At 66.5% G+C, this 16,286-nt stretch carries 17 protein-coding genes; 8 read left to right on the top strand and 9 right to left on the bottom strand.

The window, feature by feature from the left end:
- The first annotated feature begins 297 nt into the window (after window positions 1-297).
- The 4 genes from VGP60_RS01595 (at window position 298) to VGP60_RS01610 (ending at window position 2,502) form a co-directional block, all read left to right on the top strand.
- Window positions 298-630: a hypothetical protein gene (locus VGP60_RS01595; RefSeq protein ID WP_327546000.1), complete on the top strand. Its 333-nt coding sequence runs from the start codon at window positions 298-300 to the stop codon at window positions 628-630.
- A 12-nt stretch (window positions 631-642) separates the two neighbouring features.
- Window positions 643-1,044: a hypothetical protein gene (locus VGP60_RS01600; protein WP_327546001.1), complete on the top strand. Its 402-nt coding sequence runs from the start codon at window positions 643-645 to the stop codon at window positions 1,042-1,044.
- 422 nt (window positions 1,045-1,466) lie between these two features.
- Entirely contained in the window at window positions 1,467-2,321 is an 855-nt protein-coding gene (locus tag VGP60_RS01605) for a helix-turn-helix transcriptional regulator (RefSeq protein ID WP_327546002.1), read from the top strand.
- Window positions 2,322-2,325: 4 nt separating this feature from the next.
- Window positions 2,326-2,502 carry a DUF397 domain-containing protein gene (locus tag VGP60_RS01610; RefSeq protein ID WP_327546003.1) on the top strand — a complete coding sequence of 59 codons (177 nt, stop codon included), beginning with the start codon at window positions 2,326-2,328 and terminating at the stop codon, window positions 2,500-2,502.
- On the opposite strand, the gene VGP60_RS01615 is transcribed toward VGP60_RS01610, so the two are convergent.
- A complete protein-coding gene (locus VGP60_RS01615; protein ID WP_327546004.1) occupies window positions 2,477-3,727 on the bottom strand; it encodes an MFS transporter in 1,251 nt (416 codons plus the stop codon). The genes VGP60_RS01610 and VGP60_RS01615 overlap by 26 nt on opposite strands.
- Complete coding sequence (locus VGP60_RS01620) at window positions 3,720-5,042, bottom strand: GH1 family beta-glucosidase (protein ID WP_327546005.1); 1,323 nt, start codon at window positions 5,040-5,042, stop codon at window positions 3,720-3,722. Before VGP60_RS01620 ends, VGP60_RS01615 begins: the two co-directional genes overlap by 8 nt.
- 140 nt (window positions 5,043-5,182) lie before the next feature.
- On the opposite strand from VGP60_RS01620, the gene VGP60_RS01625 reads away from it, so the two are divergent.
- The gene (locus VGP60_RS01625) at window positions 5,183-5,824 is read left to right on the top strand and encodes a TetR/AcrR family transcriptional regulator (protein WP_327546006.1); all 642 of its coding nucleotides are present in this window, start codon (window positions 5,183-5,185) and stop codon (window positions 5,822-5,824) included.
- 43 nt (window positions 5,825-5,867) lie between these two features.
- On the opposite strand, the gene VGP60_RS01630 is transcribed toward VGP60_RS01625, so the two are convergent.
- A complete protein-coding gene (locus VGP60_RS01630) occupies window positions 5,868-7,058 on the bottom strand; it encodes an alanine racemase (RefSeq protein WP_327546007.1) in 1,191 nt (396 codons plus the stop codon).
- Between the two features lie 89 nt (window positions 7,059-7,147).
- On the opposite strand from VGP60_RS01630, the gene VGP60_RS01635 reads away from it, so the two are divergent.
- Window positions 7,148-8,455 carry a D-arabinono-1,4-lactone oxidase gene (locus tag VGP60_RS01635; protein ID WP_327546008.1) on the top strand — a complete coding sequence of 436 codons (1,308 nt, stop codon included), beginning with the start codon at window positions 7,148-7,150 and terminating at the stop codon, window positions 8,453-8,455.
- Here VGP60_RS01635 and VGP60_RS01640 read toward each other — a convergent pair.
- From VGP60_RS01640 to VGP60_RS01650, 3 genes are all read right to left on the bottom strand, one after another.
- On the bottom strand, window positions 8,412-8,849 hold the full coding sequence (locus VGP60_RS01640; RefSeq protein WP_327546009.1) for a hypothetical protein: 438 nt from the start codon (window positions 8,847-8,849) through the stop codon (window positions 8,412-8,414). The genes VGP60_RS01635 and VGP60_RS01640 overlap by 44 nt on opposite strands.
- 143 nt (window positions 8,850-8,992) lie before the next feature.
- Window positions 8,993-9,643, bottom strand: a complete 651-nt coding sequence (locus VGP60_RS01645) for an SDR family oxidoreductase (protein ID WP_327546010.1) — start codon at window positions 9,641-9,643, stop codon at window positions 8,993-8,995.
- 18 nt (window positions 9,644-9,661) lie between these two features.
- Window positions 9,662-10,312, bottom strand: coding sequence for a hypothetical protein (locus VGP60_RS01650; protein WP_327546011.1), 651 nt, complete (start codon window positions 10,310-10,312; stop codon window positions 9,662-9,664).
- Between the two features lie 432 nt (window positions 10,313-10,744).
- Here VGP60_RS01650 and VGP60_RS01655 point away from each other — a divergent pair, with 432 nt between their 5' ends.
- Together VGP60_RS01655 and VGP60_RS01660 are read left to right on the top strand one after the other, a co-directional pair.
- Window positions 10,745-11,809 carry a CoA ester lyase gene (locus VGP60_RS01655; RefSeq protein ID WP_327546012.1) on the top strand — a complete coding sequence of 355 codons (1,065 nt, stop codon included), beginning with the start codon at window positions 10,745-10,747 and terminating at the stop codon, window positions 11,807-11,809.
- 2 nt (window positions 11,810-11,811) lie between these two features.
- A complete protein-coding gene (locus tag VGP60_RS01660; RefSeq protein ID WP_327546013.1) occupies window positions 11,812-12,684 on the top strand; it encodes a CoA ester lyase in 873 nt (290 codons plus the stop codon).
- A 93-nt stretch (window positions 12,685-12,777) separates the two neighbouring features.
- On the opposite strand, the gene VGP60_RS01665 is transcribed toward VGP60_RS01660, so the two are convergent.
- From VGP60_RS01665 to VGP60_RS01675, 3 genes are all read right to left on the bottom strand, one after another.
- Window positions 12,778-14,628 (bottom strand): hypothetical protein, encoded by a 1,851-nt coding sequence (locus tag VGP60_RS01665; protein WP_327546014.1) that lies wholly within the window; start codon window positions 14,626-14,628, stop codon window positions 12,778-12,780.
- 36 nt (window positions 14,629-14,664) lie between these two features.
- Window positions 14,665-16,035, bottom strand: a complete 1,371-nt coding sequence (locus tag VGP60_RS01670; RefSeq protein WP_327546015.1) for an amidase — start codon at window positions 16,033-16,035, stop codon at window positions 14,665-14,667.
- 93 nt (window positions 16,036-16,128) lie between these two features.
- The coding region (locus VGP60_RS01675; RefSeq protein WP_327546019.1) for an SDR family oxidoreductase at window positions 16,129-16,286 on the bottom strand (158 nt) is incomplete at its 5' end.

The raw sequence follows: 16,286 nt of genomic DNA on the forward strand, positions 1-16,286 counted from the left end.
TTGGGCGTCTACAAACAGCGTAGGCACGTTCATTCAACCCCGCTAAAGCCGTTTTAGGCGAGCTGATCGGTCCGAACGAAGTTCCGTGACCGCTTACCGTGGAACCCGGACCGGTCGCAGCCCGAACGCGGTTCCCACCTTCTATCGCTCGCCGTTTGGTCGCAATGTAGTTGTCAGTTCTCCGTGACCAACCAGGCACCGCCAGCGATCACAGAGAGCTACCGAAGACCCAGACAGCACAGCAGTTCCCGTTACGCAGTGTTTGTTCCCGGCATATGGACAGAGCGGAGTAACCCGGTGGAGTTCGTGGATTCGATCACAGCAGGACGTGCTGGGACAGCCACGAGCCCCGTGCGGCCCTCGGGGCCAGTCACGGTGGCCCGCATGGCCCCCTCTTCCCCGCCGGTGGACCCGCGCACCGCGAACGTCCGTCGGTACGAGGGCGGCCAGCTCATCTGGCGCGTGCAGTGCGGTGACCTCATCAACCGCGAACGTGCGGTGACCGTGTTCGTCGAAGACAACCAGGTAGTACTGGTTTCCCCGCCAGGAGAGACCGCGCGACTGACAACTGGCCAGCTCGGCCAGCTCAGGGCCGCGCTCAATGAAGCCGCCAAAATGGCGGAAAGGTAACGGTGGTTCCAGGTGGATCAAATCCTCGGGCAGGTTCTCCGCAATGCCGTATGGGAACGCCTCGACATGCTCTCCGATCTGGCCAATCGTGCCGACGCCCACTCGCTTGTGTCGGTGGCACGTTCCGAGCTCCCACGCCTGACTGAGGGCTGGCGCGCCATGCTCCTGGCGCACGAGCCCGACGAGCGCGGCGACTGCCCGACCTGCTCCACCCGGTGGCACCGCTGCAAGGCGCCGTGCTCGGTGTGGCAGGTCGCGCACGAGCACCTGGTCGCCGGCGGCCTGGCACCGCAGCAGGACCCGAAGCGTCAGGGGCGTCGCAAGCCGCTGCCGACGCAGACCCGTGGCGGAAGCGCCCCCGCGCCCTCGCCTGCGGAAACCACTGGTCGGCACGCGCTGATTGTCGGTGCCTGACCCCAAGACTGGCGAGCATGGCCGACCGACCGCCCCCATCGGGTTGACGCCGACGCTCGCCAATTACCGAAGGCCGGCTCGTCCGTACCCCCGAGCGTGATGAGCCGGCCCTCGGTTCCTTCCTCCCCGGTCCCCACCGCGATTAATCGAAAAATTTACGTGTTAGCCCTAGCCAACGCCTCGCGACCTCGCTAGATTATTGATCAATACCACCTAGTAACACCTCGCTGTCGAGGAGCTTCACGCCTACTCGACGGCCCATGATCACCGCGGGCCGGTGCCGTTGCACTCCCCTCCCCCGACCGGCACCGGCCTGCGGTCCCCACCTAGGTGGTGGTGCGAAGACGCATCGCTCGACCCCTTACGGTGAACGCGCGCGTGGCATATACCACTTGCCAGCGCAGCGGTCCTACGGTCGGTTCATGACTGAGGAATCGACGGCGAGACGCCGTGAGCTGGGTAGCGAGCTGCGAATTCTGCGCAAGCGGCACAACATGAGCGGTCATCAGCTGGGCAGACGACTGGAATGGCCGCCCAGCAACATCTCTCGCTTGGAAACGGGCGTCCGACCCCTTCCCATCACTGACGTCGCCATGTTCCTGGCGACCGTCAACGCCAACGCCGAGGAACGCGCCCGCCTCCTGAAACTCGCCGAGCTCAAGGACGACAGTTACTGGGTCCGCCCATACTTCAGCCAGCTCGCCGACCCCATGAAGTCCCTTGTCCTGCAAGAATCCCTGGCCGAATCGATCGTCAGTTACGAGCCCCTGATCATCCCCGGCCTGCTCCAGACCGAGCCCTACGTGCGCACAGTCTTCGAAAACTTCGGCCGCCACACGCGCGAGCGAGTGGATTTTCTGGTCAAAGCCCGCATGGATCGCCAGATGTTGCTGTCTCGATGGAAACCGCCGCGCTGCACGTTCTTCATCCACGAACGCGCGCTGCGAACAGTCGTTGGCAACGCACAGCTGATGTACGAGCAGCTTCTCAACCTGGTGCTTTCGAGCAACATGTCCCGCTGCTGCATCAGGATCATTCCGGACTCAGTGCCCAGCCTGCGCACCTTGGCCAGCCCGTTCTTCGTCATGGAGTTCGGCGACCATCCAGCGGTCGTCTACACCGATACCCATGCGGCAGGGATCTTCATCGACGATCGAGCTGGCGTCGAGGAGCATTACCTAATCGCTGCGAGCCTGGAACAAAATGCCCTGCTTGAGGGAGACTCAAGGGAGTGGCTTGTCCAGATGGCGAGCGAGTACGAGCGCATGGAGGAGTAACCACATGGCCTGGACCAAGAGCAGTCACAGCGAAGGTGCCGAGCACTCCAACTGCGTCGAAGTTCTGCTCCAGCCCCAGGCCATCGCAGTGCGTGATTCCAAGGCCCCCGCAGCCGGTCACTTGACGTTGCCGAACCCGGCTTGGGCCGCCCTGATCACCTCACTGAACGCACGCGAGTAATCAGGAAACCGGCGATAATCGTCGCCACCGCCGATGCGGCGAACAGCGCCCGATAGCCGCCGAGTTGCGCCAATAGCACCGTCGCGACGAGCGGCGCGACCACCTGCGGCAGCGAATTGGCGATGTTGACCACGCCCAAGTCCTTCGCGCGGTCCTCCGCGGCGGGCAAAACCGAGGTAAGGATCGCCAGCGCCACGGCCATATACGCGCCATACCCGACACCGAGGAGCGGCGAGGCGATCAGTGCGGCGGTCCAGTTCTGCCAGAACGCCAAGATCAAGGCGGCGAGCGCCATCACCGCTGCCGCCGCGAGGACGAACGGCTTACGCCGCCGCGACCTGTCCGAGAAATGCCCCGCCGCGACCGCGCCGCCGATCAGCGCGACGCCGTAGAGGCCCATCATGATCAGCAGTCCGGTGTCCGGGTCTTCGAGGTGCACCGCGTCCCGGAGGAAGAACAACAGGAACAGCGTCCCGAGTGCGTTTCCGGTCCCGACCATGAAGTGACAGGCCCACGCCCACGCGAAATCCGGGTGCTCGCGCGGCGAGATCCGCAGGCTCGCCAGGACCTCCCGCACCTTGGCCGCGGGCCGGAACGCGGCGGGCAATGTGGCGTCGGGCGTGCGCAGTACGAACGCGATCGCGCCGAGCACCACGATCACCGCGCACGCGATGTATCCGCCCGGCAAGCTCGTGACCAGCACTGTCACCAGCACCGCACCCAGCACCGTGCCCAGCATCTGACTGATCCCGACGAGCCCGCCGATATGCGCACGCTGGTCCACCGGCACGCGGTCGGGGATCGCTGAGGTGAGTGTCGCGAGCATGCCGTTGAGCCCGGCGGAAACCAGGCACCAGCCGAGGATCATCACGCCGACGTTGCCCGCCGATGCGAGCACGAGCAGGCCGATCGCGCCGAGGGTCGCCCCGGCGAGCGTCCACGGGTGGCGGCGGCCGAACCGCGAACACGTCCGGTCCGACAGCAGCCCGATCAGGGGGTTCGCGACGAGCGACACCAACGCGCCGACGCCGGTCACCAGACTGAAAACGAACTCCTTGTTCGCGGAGTCCAGCAGCTCGGCCTGCGTCGGGAGCAGCACCTGGATCGGCGCGTAGATCCCGAGCCAGAGCCCGATGTTCGCGAAGAACAGCAGGCTCATCCAGCTCTTGCGGACATGGATGGTCGGCTCGGCGAGCGCCGCCGGTCTGCCTTCGACTTCAGTCATGCGTGACCAGCTTCCGGTACCACTCGTAGGAATCCTTCGGCGTCCTTCGCTGGTTCCCGTAGTCGATGTGCACGAGACCGAAGCGCGGCGCGTAGCCCTTGGACCACTCGAAGTTGTCGAGCAGCGACCAGACGAAATACCCGCGGATGTCGACACCGTGGTCCATCGCCTCACGGACCGCGGTGAGGTGACTTTCGAGGAAGTCGATGCGCTCGGGGTCGTGCACTTTGCCGTCCGGCCCGACCTCATCGGCGAAACTGCAGCCGTTCTCCGTGATGAAGATCGGCGGCAGGTTCTCCTTGTAGCGATCCTGGAACGACACCAGCATCTCGCGCAACGCGTGCGGCACGATCGGCGAGTCGTTGGTGGTCATCGGATAACCCTCGATCGGGCGAAGTTCGAACGGAAGCGGATTGTCCGGTCCGGGTGCGGCGACGCCTTGGGGCTCGTAGTAGTTGACGCCGTAGAAGTCGAGGGGCTGCGCGATGGCCGGAAGATCGTCGGCGAATCCCTCGGGCAGGTGACGCTGGATTTCCTCGGGGTAGGAGCCGAGGAGCACAGGCTCGGTGTACATCCGGTTGAGCAGCGCGTCGAGCCAGATCGCGGCGGCTTGGTCCTCATCGGTGTCGGCCGCGGGCCAGATCGGGCTGTGGTTGTTGGCCGTGCCGATATTGGTCGCGCCCGCCGCGCGCAGCGCCTGGACGGCGAGTCCGTGCGCGAGATTTTGGTAGTGCGCGGTGGGAATCGCGTCGAGCAGCAGGAACTGGCCGGGCGCGTACTCGCCGATTCCGTAGCCGTAGATGGACGTGACCATCGGCTCGTTGATCGGGATCCACATCTTCACGCGGTCGGCGAACCGCTCTCCGAGGATCGACGCGTACTCGGCAAAACGCTCCGCGGTGTCGCGCGCGAGCCAGCCGCCGGCGTCCTCGAGAGCCTGCGGAGTGTCCCAGTGATAGAGCGTCGCGCAGGGCGCGATGCCCGCTTCGCAGACACCATCGAGTAGTCGATCATAGAAATCGAGGCCCTCTTTGTTCGCCGATCCCGTGCCGTCCGGCTGTATTCTGGGCCAGGCAAAGGACATTCGGTACGCCCCGACCCCAAGTTCCGCCATCAGGGCGATGTCTTCCGGGTAGCGGTGATAGTGATCGGCAGCTACCTTTGCGTGCTCACCGCGTGCGATCTTGCCCTCCGTGGCGGTGAACGTGTCCCAAATGGACGGTCCGCGGCCGCCTTCGCTCGTGGCGCCTTCGATCTGGAACGCCGAGGTGGACACACCCCAGACGAAATCGGGCGGGAAGGTCAAGTTTTCCACTGGCGATCTCTTTCATCGAGGCATCTTCAGAGGGCAAGTCAGGAGAACATGAAAAGTTCTCATATGCTAGGCCTTCACTCGTCCGTGGGGAAGCCCGTTCGCACGATAAAGTCGCTGATCAGCAGATTGAGGAGCCCGACGTGTCCGACATCCAGGCCGCCAAGGCGACGGCCGAGGCGACCCCGCTTCGCCGGCAGCCGGTCCAGCAACGCAGTGCCAAACGTGTGGAGCAGATGCTCGACGCCAGCGCCCAGCTGATCGACGAGCTCGGCTACGACGCGCTGACGACAACGCTCATCGCGAAACGGGCGGGTGTGGCCGTCGGTTCGCTGTACCAGTTCTTCCCCGACAAGCGCGCTGTCGTGCAGGCGCTGACCCAGCGAAACCTCGAACGCTTCATCGCTTCGGTGACCGAGCGGCTCGCCACCATGGACCACGGGCACTGGTGGGACGTCGTCGACTCGATCCTCGACATCTACCTCCGCATGCACCGCGAGATCCCCGGATTCTCGAAGGTGCACTTCGGTGACGTCGTCGACAGACAGTTGCTCGACGAGAGCCGGGACAACAACACCGTGCTCGTCGACGCACTCGCGGAAATCCTGACGCCGAAGCTCGGCTTCCCGCCGGACGACCTGCGGTTCGCGCTGACGATCGCCAACGAAACGGCGGACGCGCTGTTGAAATTGGCCTTCCGACGCGATCCGCGCGGCGACGAGCAGATCGTCACGGAGACGAAATACGTGGTCAAACGCTATTTGGCGAGCAAGTTCGGCGAGTAGTCCCCAAGTTGTCCACAGGCATCCACATCTGTGGACAACTAACTCACCCGAAGTTCTTGCCTTCGCCGCGGTAAGTCGGGACGGTTCGCTCGACCCGATCGCCGACGACGATGTGGTACGCGGTGAAGCGCTCGGCGAGTTCGCCGGCCTTGGAGTGGCGCAGCCAGACGCGGTCGCCGAGTTTCAGCGACCGCGCGGCTTTGCCCACCACGGGGGTCTGCACTTCGCCGGCGCCTTCGAGCGGAAGCATGCCGAGCCCGGCGGGGAGGTACGGCGACGGGCGCCGCGAGATCTCGTTCGGGCCGGAACCGATGTAGCCGCCGGAAAACAGCGTCGCGATGTTCTTCGACGGCCGCCGCACCACGGGCAACGCGAAGAGCGCGGCGGGCTGCGGCTTGAAGCGCGAGTAGAAGTCGAACAGCGTCGGGCCGATCAGGCCGGAACCCGCGGCGATCTCGGTCACCGCGGCTTCCGCGCCGGTCGTCTCGATGCTGCCGGTGCCGCCGCCGTTGACGAACTCGATGTCGGTCACCGCGCGCACGGCCTTCACCGCCGCGGCACGCCGCTTCGCGAGTTCGGCGGCCGAGCGGATCTGCATCCAGTGGACGATCGCGTTCTTGACGGCGTTGCCCGCGGTGTCGCCGAGACCGGCGATCTGACCTTCGTAGGCCATCATGCCGGAGACCTGGAAACCCTTACGTGACAACACAATCCTTGCGAGTTCGGCGGCCTGCTTCGGGGTGAACACCGGCGAGCGCCGGGTGCCGACATGCAGGCCGGGGAGCGGGCGCCACGACGCGTCGAGCTCGAGGCAGACCCGGATTTCGGGGTGGTCGTGGCCGAGCGCGGAGTCGACGAGGTCGAGATGCGCCGGCGAATCGATCATGATCGAGATCGCCGCGCGGGCCTTGTCGCTGGCCGCCAGCCGACGCAGCGCGCCGTGATCGGCGGTCGGGTACGCGACCACGATGTCGTCGGTGGTGCCCAGCTCGACGTGCCAAAGCGCCTCGGCGAGCGAGTAGCACATCAGGCCTTCGAAGCCGGGCATCGCGAGGACGCGCTCCAGCAGATACCGGCACCGCACGGACTTGCTCACGACGCGGATCGGCTTACCGGCCGCGCGGCGGGCGAGGGCGGCCGCGTTGGCGTCGAACGCCGCGAGATCGACGATTGCCAAGGGCGGGTCGAGATCCTTGGTCGCCAGGTCGAACGGCGTCGCGGTTCCTGAGGTCACAATGGCTACGGTACGACAGAAAAGCTTGAAACGCGAATACCATTCACTTATGGTTTCGGAACTCAGACTCTGAATGGATGGGCCCGCAGATGACACGGTGGACGAACTGGGCCGGTACGGCGACGGCCGTCCCGCAGCGTGTGCACAAACCACGCAGCACCCCCGAGCTCGCCGAAGTCGTCGCGAACGCGGCGGTCGAAGGCCGGAAAATCAGGCCCTGGGGCAGCGGACATTCGTTCACGCCCATCTGCGTCGCCGAGTCGGACGCCGTCGACCTGACGAATTGGACGGGGATCGCTTCCGCCGATGTCAGCACCGGCTTAGTGACCGTTCGGTCGGGAACCACGATCAAAGTTCTCAACGCAGAGCTCGATCACCTCGGCCTGGGTCTCATCAATCTGGGTGACATCGACGCGCAGACCGTCGCCGGCGCGATCTCGACCGGCACCCACGGCACCGGCGCCCGGCTCGGCGGCCTCGCGACGCAGGTCGCCGCGCTGGAAATCGTCCTCGCCGACGGCTCCGTAACGCACTGCTCGGCCGACCACCGCCCCGACCTTTTCGCCGCCGCCCGCGTCGGCCTGGGCGCGCTCGGCGTCATCTCGACGGTGACGCTGCAGTGCGAAAAGGCGTTTTGCCTGTCCGCGCAGGAGCGTCCGGAGCCGCTGGAACAGGTGCTCGAAAGCTTCGACGAACTCGCCGCGTCGAACGACCACTACGAGTTCTACTGGTTCCCGTACGGCAGCAACGCGCTGGTCAAGCAAAACAACCGGCTGCCAGCGGGCGCCGAATGTCAGCCGCTGAGCAAGGCACGGCAGTTCCTCGACTACGAGATCATGGAGAACGTCGCGTTCGGCAGTTTCTGCCGCATCGGCCGCGCGATGCCGCGCCTGGTGCAGCCGCTCGGACGCATCGCGTCGTCGAGCCTTTCGTCCCGTGACTACAGCGACGTGTCGCATCGCGTGTTCGTGACGCACCGAGCGGTCAAGTTCGTCGAGTCGGAATTCGCTGTTCCACGTGAATCACTGCACGACGTCCTCGCCGAACTGCGCGCGCTGGTGCCGACACTGGAAAACCCGGTGATGTTCCCGGTCGAGGTACGCGTCGCCGCGGCCGACGACATCTGGCTTTCCACGGCGAACGGGCGGGACTCAGCGTACATCGCGATCCACCAGTACGTCGGCATGCCGTACCGCGAGTACTTCGCGGGCTTCGCGTCGATCGTCGGCCAGGTCGGCGGGCGGCCGCACTGGGGCAAGATGCACGACCTCGACGCGTCGACCCTGCGCGAGCGCTACCCGCACTTCGACGACTTCCTGCAGGTCCGCAAGGAAGTCGACCCGGCAGGCGTTTTCACCAACGCCTACCTGGACCAGGTGTTAGGTCCGGTCTCGTAGGGCGAAGCCGCCTGATGACGTAGTAATTCGTCGCCACGACCAACAGCGTGATGACGCTGAATGTCAGGTACAAGCCGGTGAGCACGCCGAACTGCGTTGTGATCACCACGAGAACCGCACCGGAGACCAGGCCACACAGCAGGCCCATGATCCCCAGCGCGGACACCAACGCGCGAAGTCCACGCGCGCGGTTCTCGTCCAACGATCCGGTCGACACACACCTCGGTCCGCCGAGCACCGCGATGCCGATCACCAGCAGGCACAGGTCTACGGCCGCCGCGAGGACGATCACGACGGCCATCATCGGGTGCTGCTCCGCTACCGGAAGCTTGTTGCCGATCCACACGACCTGGAATCCGAGCATGACGCTGAGGAAGATCGAGATGATCCCCATCCCGCGACTTTCAGCTCGGATCTTCCGCAGCATCCGAGGGGAAATCCAGCGGTAATCCGGCGATTCGATGCCGCATCCTTAACGTTGTGACGTGAGCGCAGCTAGGTGGGTGGCTCGTGACCATAGGCAGTGCCGCGCGGGATCTAGAGCTGCTGGGTGGCTTCTTCGATGGAGGCGTCGCCCGAGATGAGCTCGATGGTCCGCTTGATCGACTTCGGCGCGTTCAGCAACGCGACGACCACGGCCGCCACGTCGTCGCGCGGCACGGGGCCGCGGCCGGTCTTGTCGGCGATCAGGACCTTGCCGGTGCCCGGGTCGTTCGTCAGGGCGCCCGGCCGGAGGATCGTCCAGTCCAGATCCCGCTCGCGCAGGTCGTCCTCGGCGGCCTTCTTCGCCTTGAGGTAGACCGCGAAGGTCGGGTCGAGGCCCGGGGCGTCCGGATTGTCCGCACCCATCGAGCCGATCTGGATGTGCCGCCTGACCCCGGCCTGCTCGGCAGCCGCGGCGAAGAGTGCGGCTGCGGCGCGGTCCACAGTGTCCTTGCGTTCGGTTCCGCTGCCCGGGCCGGCGCCGGCGGCGAAGACCGCGGCATCCGCTCCCGAAAGGACAGCGGCGACCGTGTCCACATCGGACTGCTCGAGGTCGAGCACCACCGGCTCGGCCTTCAACGCTTCGAGCTTGCCCGTCTGCTCGGGCTTCCGGATGATCCCGACCGCCTGATCACCGCGCTCGGCGAGCAACTTCTCCAGCCGAAGCGCGATCTGACCATGTCCACCTGCAATAACGACTCGCATACAGCGAGCCTAACCCCATCAGTCGACGTCGGCAGGGACCTCGGTGACGGCGAGCAGGTGCTCGTAGACCATCTCGTTCATCCAGCGCGAGATCGGGTCCTCGTCGAGGAGGATGCGCTCGGTGCGGCCCTCGAGGTCGAGGTCGATCATCGCGTTCGGGTCGGCGGTCACCACGGCGAGGCCGTACGCACGGGCGCGCGGCAGACAGTTGACGACGTAATCCTCTGTCAGTACGGCGGGCGACGGCAGCACCATCGCGGCCTCCCCGTACCGGGCGAACGGAACCGCGGAGGCCATCGCGGTGCGCCAGTGCCGGCCGACCGCGATGACGCCGATGATCTCGGCGGCAGCCGCGGGTGCGGTTCCAGCGAACTCTGGCCAAGTCCAGGTGTCGACGGTGGCGCGATCGGCGACCGGGCCGAAGCCCATCGCGATGCGCTCCGCGTGCACGTCGGTACGGAGCTTCGCGACCACGCAGACCTTCCGGCCGAGCATGGCCATCTCCGGCAGCACGACGCCGTCCCACCCGAGAAGGGCGGCGGCTTCGCGAGCCAGCTCGTCGACGGACGCGGGCAGCTCGAGTGGCGGCACCACACGACTCGGCAGCGACCGGCTGTTCTTGGTTCCGCCGGTCACCGCGATGTTGTGAGGTGTTGGTGTAGCCGCCACGAGTCCGCCTCCTTCAAATTCCTGAACCACTGTGTTGAAGCTGTGTGCTCGGTAAAAGCTGTGCTCCTGATCCCCCCGGAAAGGGGCACATGACTTTGGTACCAGTGCGACAAGGCGTGGTCGCCGGGTAACGAGAGTGGCTGCGATCGGCGGACGTCCTCGGTCGGTGACCGGTCGACGAGCGGTTGGGGACTTCAGCCCGACCGTGCCGCCGTACGGGTGAGACGAAGCTGAACGGTCCGCCGCAGGTCGGCGCGGGTGGCCCGGATCACGTCCACGGCAAAGGAACCAAGCGGTTGCGCCGAACAGCCTAATATCGACGTGAATCCACAGTGGACGTCACCGGTCCGGGGTGACGTTCACCGCAGCGGGTGTCGTACTGCCGGGTTTAGGGTTACTGACCAGTCACATGTCGCTTGCGATGGAGGATCGATGCGCTCGCCGAAGGACTTCTTCGCCCCGCTGGCCCTCGGGGCACCGGAACCGCTCCGCGAAATTCCCGTGCCGCCGTCGAGGATGATCCACTTCTTCGACCCGAGCAACGAGAAGATGGCGGCGAAGGCACCGGACATCGCGAAGAAGGTCGATGTCCTGCTCGGGAACCTCGAGGACGCCGTGCGCGCCGACCGCAAGGAAGCCGCGCGCGACGGGCTGGTGGCGATCGCCAAGGCCAACGACTTCGGCAAGACGCAGCTGTGGACCCGCATCAACAGCCTCGACTCGCCGTGGGCGCTCGACGACCTGATCACGCTCGTCACGGAGATCGGCGACAAGCTCGACGTCATCATGGTGCCGAAGGTCGAAGGCGCCCAGGACATCCACTACGTCGACCGCCTGCTGGCGCAGCTCGAAGCGCGCGCCGGGCTCACGAAACCGTTGCTGGTGCACGCGATCCTGGAGACCGCGAGCGGTGTCGCGAACGTCGAGGAGATCGCCGGCGCGAGCCCGCGGATGCAGGGAATTTCGCTCGGCCCGGCCGACCTCGCCGCGAGCCGCCGGATGAAGACCACCCGCGTGGGTGGCGGCCACCCGGGTTATCTGGTGCGTACCGACCCCGTCGGCGAGGACATCAACGAAGGCCGCACGACCTACCAGCAGGACCTGTGGCACTACACCGTCGCGCGCATGGTCGACGCCTGCGCGGCGCACGGAATCCTGCCGTACTACGGGCCGTTCGGGGACATCCGCGACGTCGTCGGCTGCGAAGACCAGTTCCGCAACGCGTTCATCCTCGGCTGCGTCGGCGCGTGGAGCCTGCACCCGGTGCAGATCGACATCGCGAAGAGGGTTTTCTCGCCCGCGCCTGAAGAAGTCGCCTGGGCCCGCAAGGTGATCAAGGCCATGGGCGACGGCACCGGTGCGGTGATGCTCGATGGCAAGATGCAGGATGACGCTTCCTATAAGCAATGTCTCGTCGTGGCGGAGCTGGCCGACGCGCTCGCCGAGGACGACCCCGAACTCGCCAAGGCGTATGCCGACGCGTCCACGGAGGACTGATCATGACCGAGTTGAGACCACGCCGTTCCGTCCTCTACATGCCCGGCGCGAACGAACGTGCGTTGGAGAAGGCCAAAACCCTCGACGCCGACGCGCTGATCTTCGACCTCGAAGACGCCGTCTCCCCGGACGCCAAGGAAACCGCCCGCGAACGCGTCTGCGCCGCCGCGGCCTCCGGCGACTACGGCCGTCGTGAGGTGACCATCCGCGTCAACGGCATCGACACCGGCTGGCACGACGCCGACCTCCGCGCCGCCGCCCAAGCCGGGCCGGCCGCCGTCGTGGTGCCCAAGGTGAACTCGGCGCGCGAGGTGAACAACATCGAGCGCGCGCTGGAACTCGGCGGCGCGCCGGACCACATGAAGATCTGGGCGATGCTCGAAACCCCGGTCGCGATGCTGCACGCGGAGGAAATCGCCGCCGCCAGCGAGCGGTTGACCGTGTTGGTGATGGGGACGAACGATCTCGCGAAGGAGCTGTACGCGGAGTTCGTGCCAGGGCGCGCGCCGTTGATGGGCGGGTTGTCGCTGGCGCTGCTGGCCGCGCGGGCGACCGGGAAGGTGATCCTCGATGGCGTGTACAACGACGTCAAGGATCTTGAGGGGTTCGAGGCGGAATGCTTGCAGGGCAGGCAATACGGCTTCGACGGGAAGACGTTGATCCATCCTGGGCAGCTCGAGGCGTGCAACCGGCTGTTCGCGCCTTCGGCGGAGGAGATCGAGCGGTCGCGGCGGATCATCGAGGCGTTCACCCAGGCTCAGGTGGAGGGTCGCGGAGTGGTCACTGTGGACGGTCGGATGATCGAGAATCTCCACGTCGACAACGCGAAGCGGATCCTCGCGCTGGCCGAGGCGATCGGCAATGCCTCGGACTAGTGACTCGCCATCTGTCGACAGATGGCGACCAGGTGAGACCCTGGATTGCACTCGGGTGTGCGCAGATCGCGCTTGAGCGTGCACAGGCTGCGGCTAGGGGCGGGTGCTTAGGCGGACTAGGGCGTTTCGGGCGGCGGTGGCGACGACTTGGTCTTCGTGGCCGGTGGCGATGGATTCGAGGACTTTGGCGGCGCGGGGGTGGCCGGCGGAGGGGATTTCCTCGAGGAGTTCGAGTTGGGCCTCGCGGGATTGGAGGGCGAACTCGGCGACGGTTTCGTCCGGGACGGCGGCGAGGGCGTCGAGCATGCCGAAGACGACTTCGCGGCGGCTGAGTTCGTCGCCGGCGAGGACGCCGGCGCTGACGAGCCAGCCGGCGGCGGACGGGCCCGCCATGGAGTGGTTTCGCAGGTCGAGCATCGCGGCGATGCCTTCCTCGCCGCAGTTGCTCAGGAGCCGCAGCGCGACCATGCGGTGGCCGGAGTCGTCGGTGCGGGCGGCGAGCGCGCGCAGTTCGGCGCAGGCCTGGGTGACGCTGCGCGCGGCGAGCCAGCCCGCGACGCCCTTGTCGAAGGTCTCCTGCGCCATCTCGGCGAGCCTCGCGACGAGGACTTCGGCGGTCTCGTCGACCAGCTGCCCGACGGTCGTGACGGCGGCGCCGCTTTCGGCGAACAAGTCCCGCACCGCGCGCTGGCCCAGCGGCAGCAGCGCGAAGATCTGCCGGGTGAAGTTGTTGACGCTGAGGCTCTCCTCCAGCATGAACTCTTCGAGGTCGAGCAGCTCTTCGCCGGTCGCCTCACGCAGTTCCAGCAGGCCGAAGTCGGCCAGCAGCTGCGCTTCCCTGTCGAGGCTGAAGTCGGTGACCGGATTGAGCGAAGTCTCCTGCAACATGGTGAGCAGGATCGGCGCGGGCAGCGGGATCGGGGACGTGAACAGGCCCGCGAGAATCGGGAACACCATGTCGTCCTCGACCGGGTACAAGCTGTAGAGCGGCGCTTCGAGCAGGTCCATCCGGTCGAACGCGGCTTCCCACAGCTTCAGCGGGTCGGCCAGCAGTTTGGCCGCGCTCTTCACCTTCAGCAGCCGTCCTTTCGCGACCCGCGCGATCCGGATCGTCTTGGCCAGCTCGAAAATCCCGGAGACGCCCATCAGCCGTTCGCTGGTCCGCGTGTGGTCGCGATCGAACACATCGCGCGTGCCCAGCAAGGTGATGAGTTCGCGGGCGTCGGCGAGCTTGAGGTTGCCCTTGGTCGTGAGCGCACGGCCTTCGCCGATCCAGTCCACGAAATCACGCAGCTGAGTGCTGATTTTGGTGTCGGCGGCCAGCTCGCGCTGTTCTTCCTCGGACGGCAGGTCGAACACCGCCGACGGCGCCTGGGGCGGAAGGTCCGGATCGCCCTCTTGGTGCCGCTCGGCGATCACCGCGAGGACGGCGTCGTCGACCGCGATGCGGCCGCCGCGGACCTCGTCGATGAACGCGCTCGCCGCGTCCTGATCCTCCGGGTCGACGCCGCTTTCCAGCATCTTCGTGGCCCAGAACTTGGCCATGCCGTAGTTCTCGGGCTGCCGCATCGCGGCGAAGAAGTCAGGGCTGAGCTCGCGCAGAATCTCCCGCAGCGTGCCGATCGGCTCACTGCGCTCGTCGAGCAGGTCGCTGTCGTCGAGGAAGTCGAGGAACGCCTCGACGGTCTCCATCACGGTGACGTGCTCGGCTTCGGCCAGCGTCACGCGCCGCGGGAACCAGGTCAGCAACAGGCTGCGCAACGCGGGCGCGGTCCAGCGCCCCAGCAGCCCGTCGGTTTCGAACCGCTGGTTGAGCACCGCGTCCACGACGAACAGGTGCACGGTCCGTTCGCGCGTTTCCGACCACGCCTCGAACTCCGCCAGCACCCGCTGGGCGACTTCGGCGAACTCCTCGGGGTCCGCGCCCGTGAACACCATCCGCATGGGCCCACCCTTCCACGGGTCAGGGTCTCAACACGGTCAAGGCCAGGGAAGTTGGGCCGGTCGTACCCGTTCGAATGCCGCCGCAAGGCGGAGTACACCAAGATCATCAAAGCGTCGACCAGCTATTTGTAGCCCGACCGGTTGATTTTCACCCGTATAGCCGCAGTTCACCGACACCGCCGGCTGGCCGGACATGTTGTAGGGCACGGTGAACGCGATGTGCTCGAACGGGCGTTGCGGGTCGTTTGTCGGCGATGGGTGTTCCGCGGGCGGCGCGGACACCGGACACACCGGCGAGAGCACGAAATCGAACGGTCCGGTGGCCTTCAGCGCGGCCACGCTGATGGCGTCGATCTGCGCGAAACCGGTGTACGTGTCGAGGCCCGAGATCCCGGCGCCGCTGGTGGCCCACTCGGCGATGTACGGCAGGACCTGTCGACGTCGCTCTTCCGGCACCTTCGAGAGGTCCGACCACGCGCGGACGCGCCAGAACCGGTCCAGTCCATCGAGCATTTCCCTGGTCAGGAACGGTTCGACCGGTTCAATCACCGCGCCGGCGGCTTCGAGCAACCGAGCCGCTTCGACGACGGCCGCGCGGATCTCCGGCTCGACGTCCAGGCCCACGCCCGGATCGAGCTGCAGTCCTATCCGGACCCCGGCCAGGTCGACGTCGAGCGCGTCCCACGTGATGTCCTCGGGCGGCAGGCTCAGCTGGTCGCGCGGGTCGGGGCGCGAAAGGACACTCATGAACAGCGCGGTGTCGGCGACCGTGCGGGTCATCGGCCCGGCGGCGCGGCCGAGGAACGGCGGGTCGACCGGTACGCGGCCGAAACTGGGCTTGAGGCCGACCAGTCCGCACCACCCGGCCGGCAGCCGGATCGAGCCGCCGATATCGGTGCCGACGTGCAGCGGGCCGTACCCGACAGCGGCGGCCACCGCCGCGCCCGCGCTGGAACCACCGGGCGTGCGCGTGGTGTCCCAAGGGTTCCTGGCGGCGGTGTGGAAGCTCGACAGGCCGGAGGTGAGCATGCCGTAGTCGGGCATCGTCGTCTTGGCCAGCAGGACACCGCCGGACTCGTGGACGCGAGCTGCGGCGGGAGCATCGGCATCGGCCGGGATCAGCTCGGTGCCCGCGGTGCCCAGCGGCACGGGCGTGCCGCGGGTGGCGATGTTCTCCTTGAGCGTCAACGGGATTCCGTCGATCGGTCCGAGTGGTTCGCCGCTCCGCCAGCGCGCCTCGGACGCCTTCGCTTCGGCGCGTGCGCTTGCCGGGTCGAACGCGTACAGCGCGTGCAGCGTCGGTTCGAGCGCTTCGATCCTGGTGATCGCGTTCTCGGTGGCTTCGACCGGCGACAACGTGCCCGTCCGGTACGCAGCGATCAGCTCGACCGCGCTCAAATCCGGCATCTCAACTTCCCTCACTTTCGCCACTTCGTTCACATCAGCCTCAAAACGGGCCCAAAAACTTCAGAACATGTCGACATATTCGGAAGTTTGGGCTCACGGGGGTGGGGTGAAGCGGCCGTCGACGGCGGTCCAGCCGCCGTCGACGGGTAGGACGGCGCCGGTCACGAAACTCGCGGCCTCGGAGGCGAGGAACACGACCGCTCCGGCCAGTTCGTCGGCGCGCGCCCAGCGGCCGAGCGCGCCCTTGGCGG

Source organism: Amycolatopsis sp. (assembly GCF_036008905.1).
Classification (GTDB): Bacteria; Actinomycetota; Actinomycetes; order Mycobacteriales; family Pseudonocardiaceae; genus Amycolatopsis.

Coding starts and splice junctions, on each gene's coding strand:
- VGP60_RS01605 (WP_327546002.1), top strand. CDS start 1,467: ATGACTGAGGAATCGACGGCGAGACGCCGTGAGCTGGGTAGCGAGCTG.
- VGP60_RS01610 (WP_327546003.1), top strand. CDS start 2,326: ATGGCCTGGACCAAGAGCAGTCACAGCGAAGGTGCCGAGCACTCCAAC.
- VGP60_RS01615 (WP_327546004.1), bottom strand. CDS start 3,727: ATGACTGAAGTCGAAGGCAGACCGGCGGCGCTCGCCGAGCCGACCATC.
- VGP60_RS01635 (WP_327546008.1), top strand. CDS start 7,148: ATGACACGGTGGACGAACTGGGCCGGTACGGCGACGGCCGTCCCGCAG.
- VGP60_RS01640 (WP_327546009.1), bottom strand. CDS start 8,849: ATGGGGATCATCTCGATCTTCCTCAGCGTCATGCTCGGATTCCAGGTC.
- VGP60_RS01645 (WP_327546010.1), bottom strand. CDS start 9,643: ATGCGAGTCGTTATTGCAGGTGGACATGGTCAGATCGCGCTTCGGCTG.
- VGP60_RS01655 (WP_327546012.1), top strand. CDS start 10,745: ATGCGCTCGCCGAAGGACTTCTTCGCCCCGCTGGCCCTCGGGGCACCG.
- VGP60_RS01660 (WP_327546013.1), top strand. CDS start 11,812: ATGACCGAGTTGAGACCACGCCGTTCCGTCCTCTACATGCCCGGCGCG.
- VGP60_RS01665 (WP_327546014.1), bottom strand. CDS start 14,628: ATGCGGATGGTGTTCACGGGCGCGGACCCCGAGGAGTTCGCCGAAGTC.
- VGP60_RS01670 (WP_327546015.1), bottom strand. CDS start 16,035: ATGCCGGATTTGAGCGCGGTCGAGCTGATCGCTGCGTACCGGACGGGC.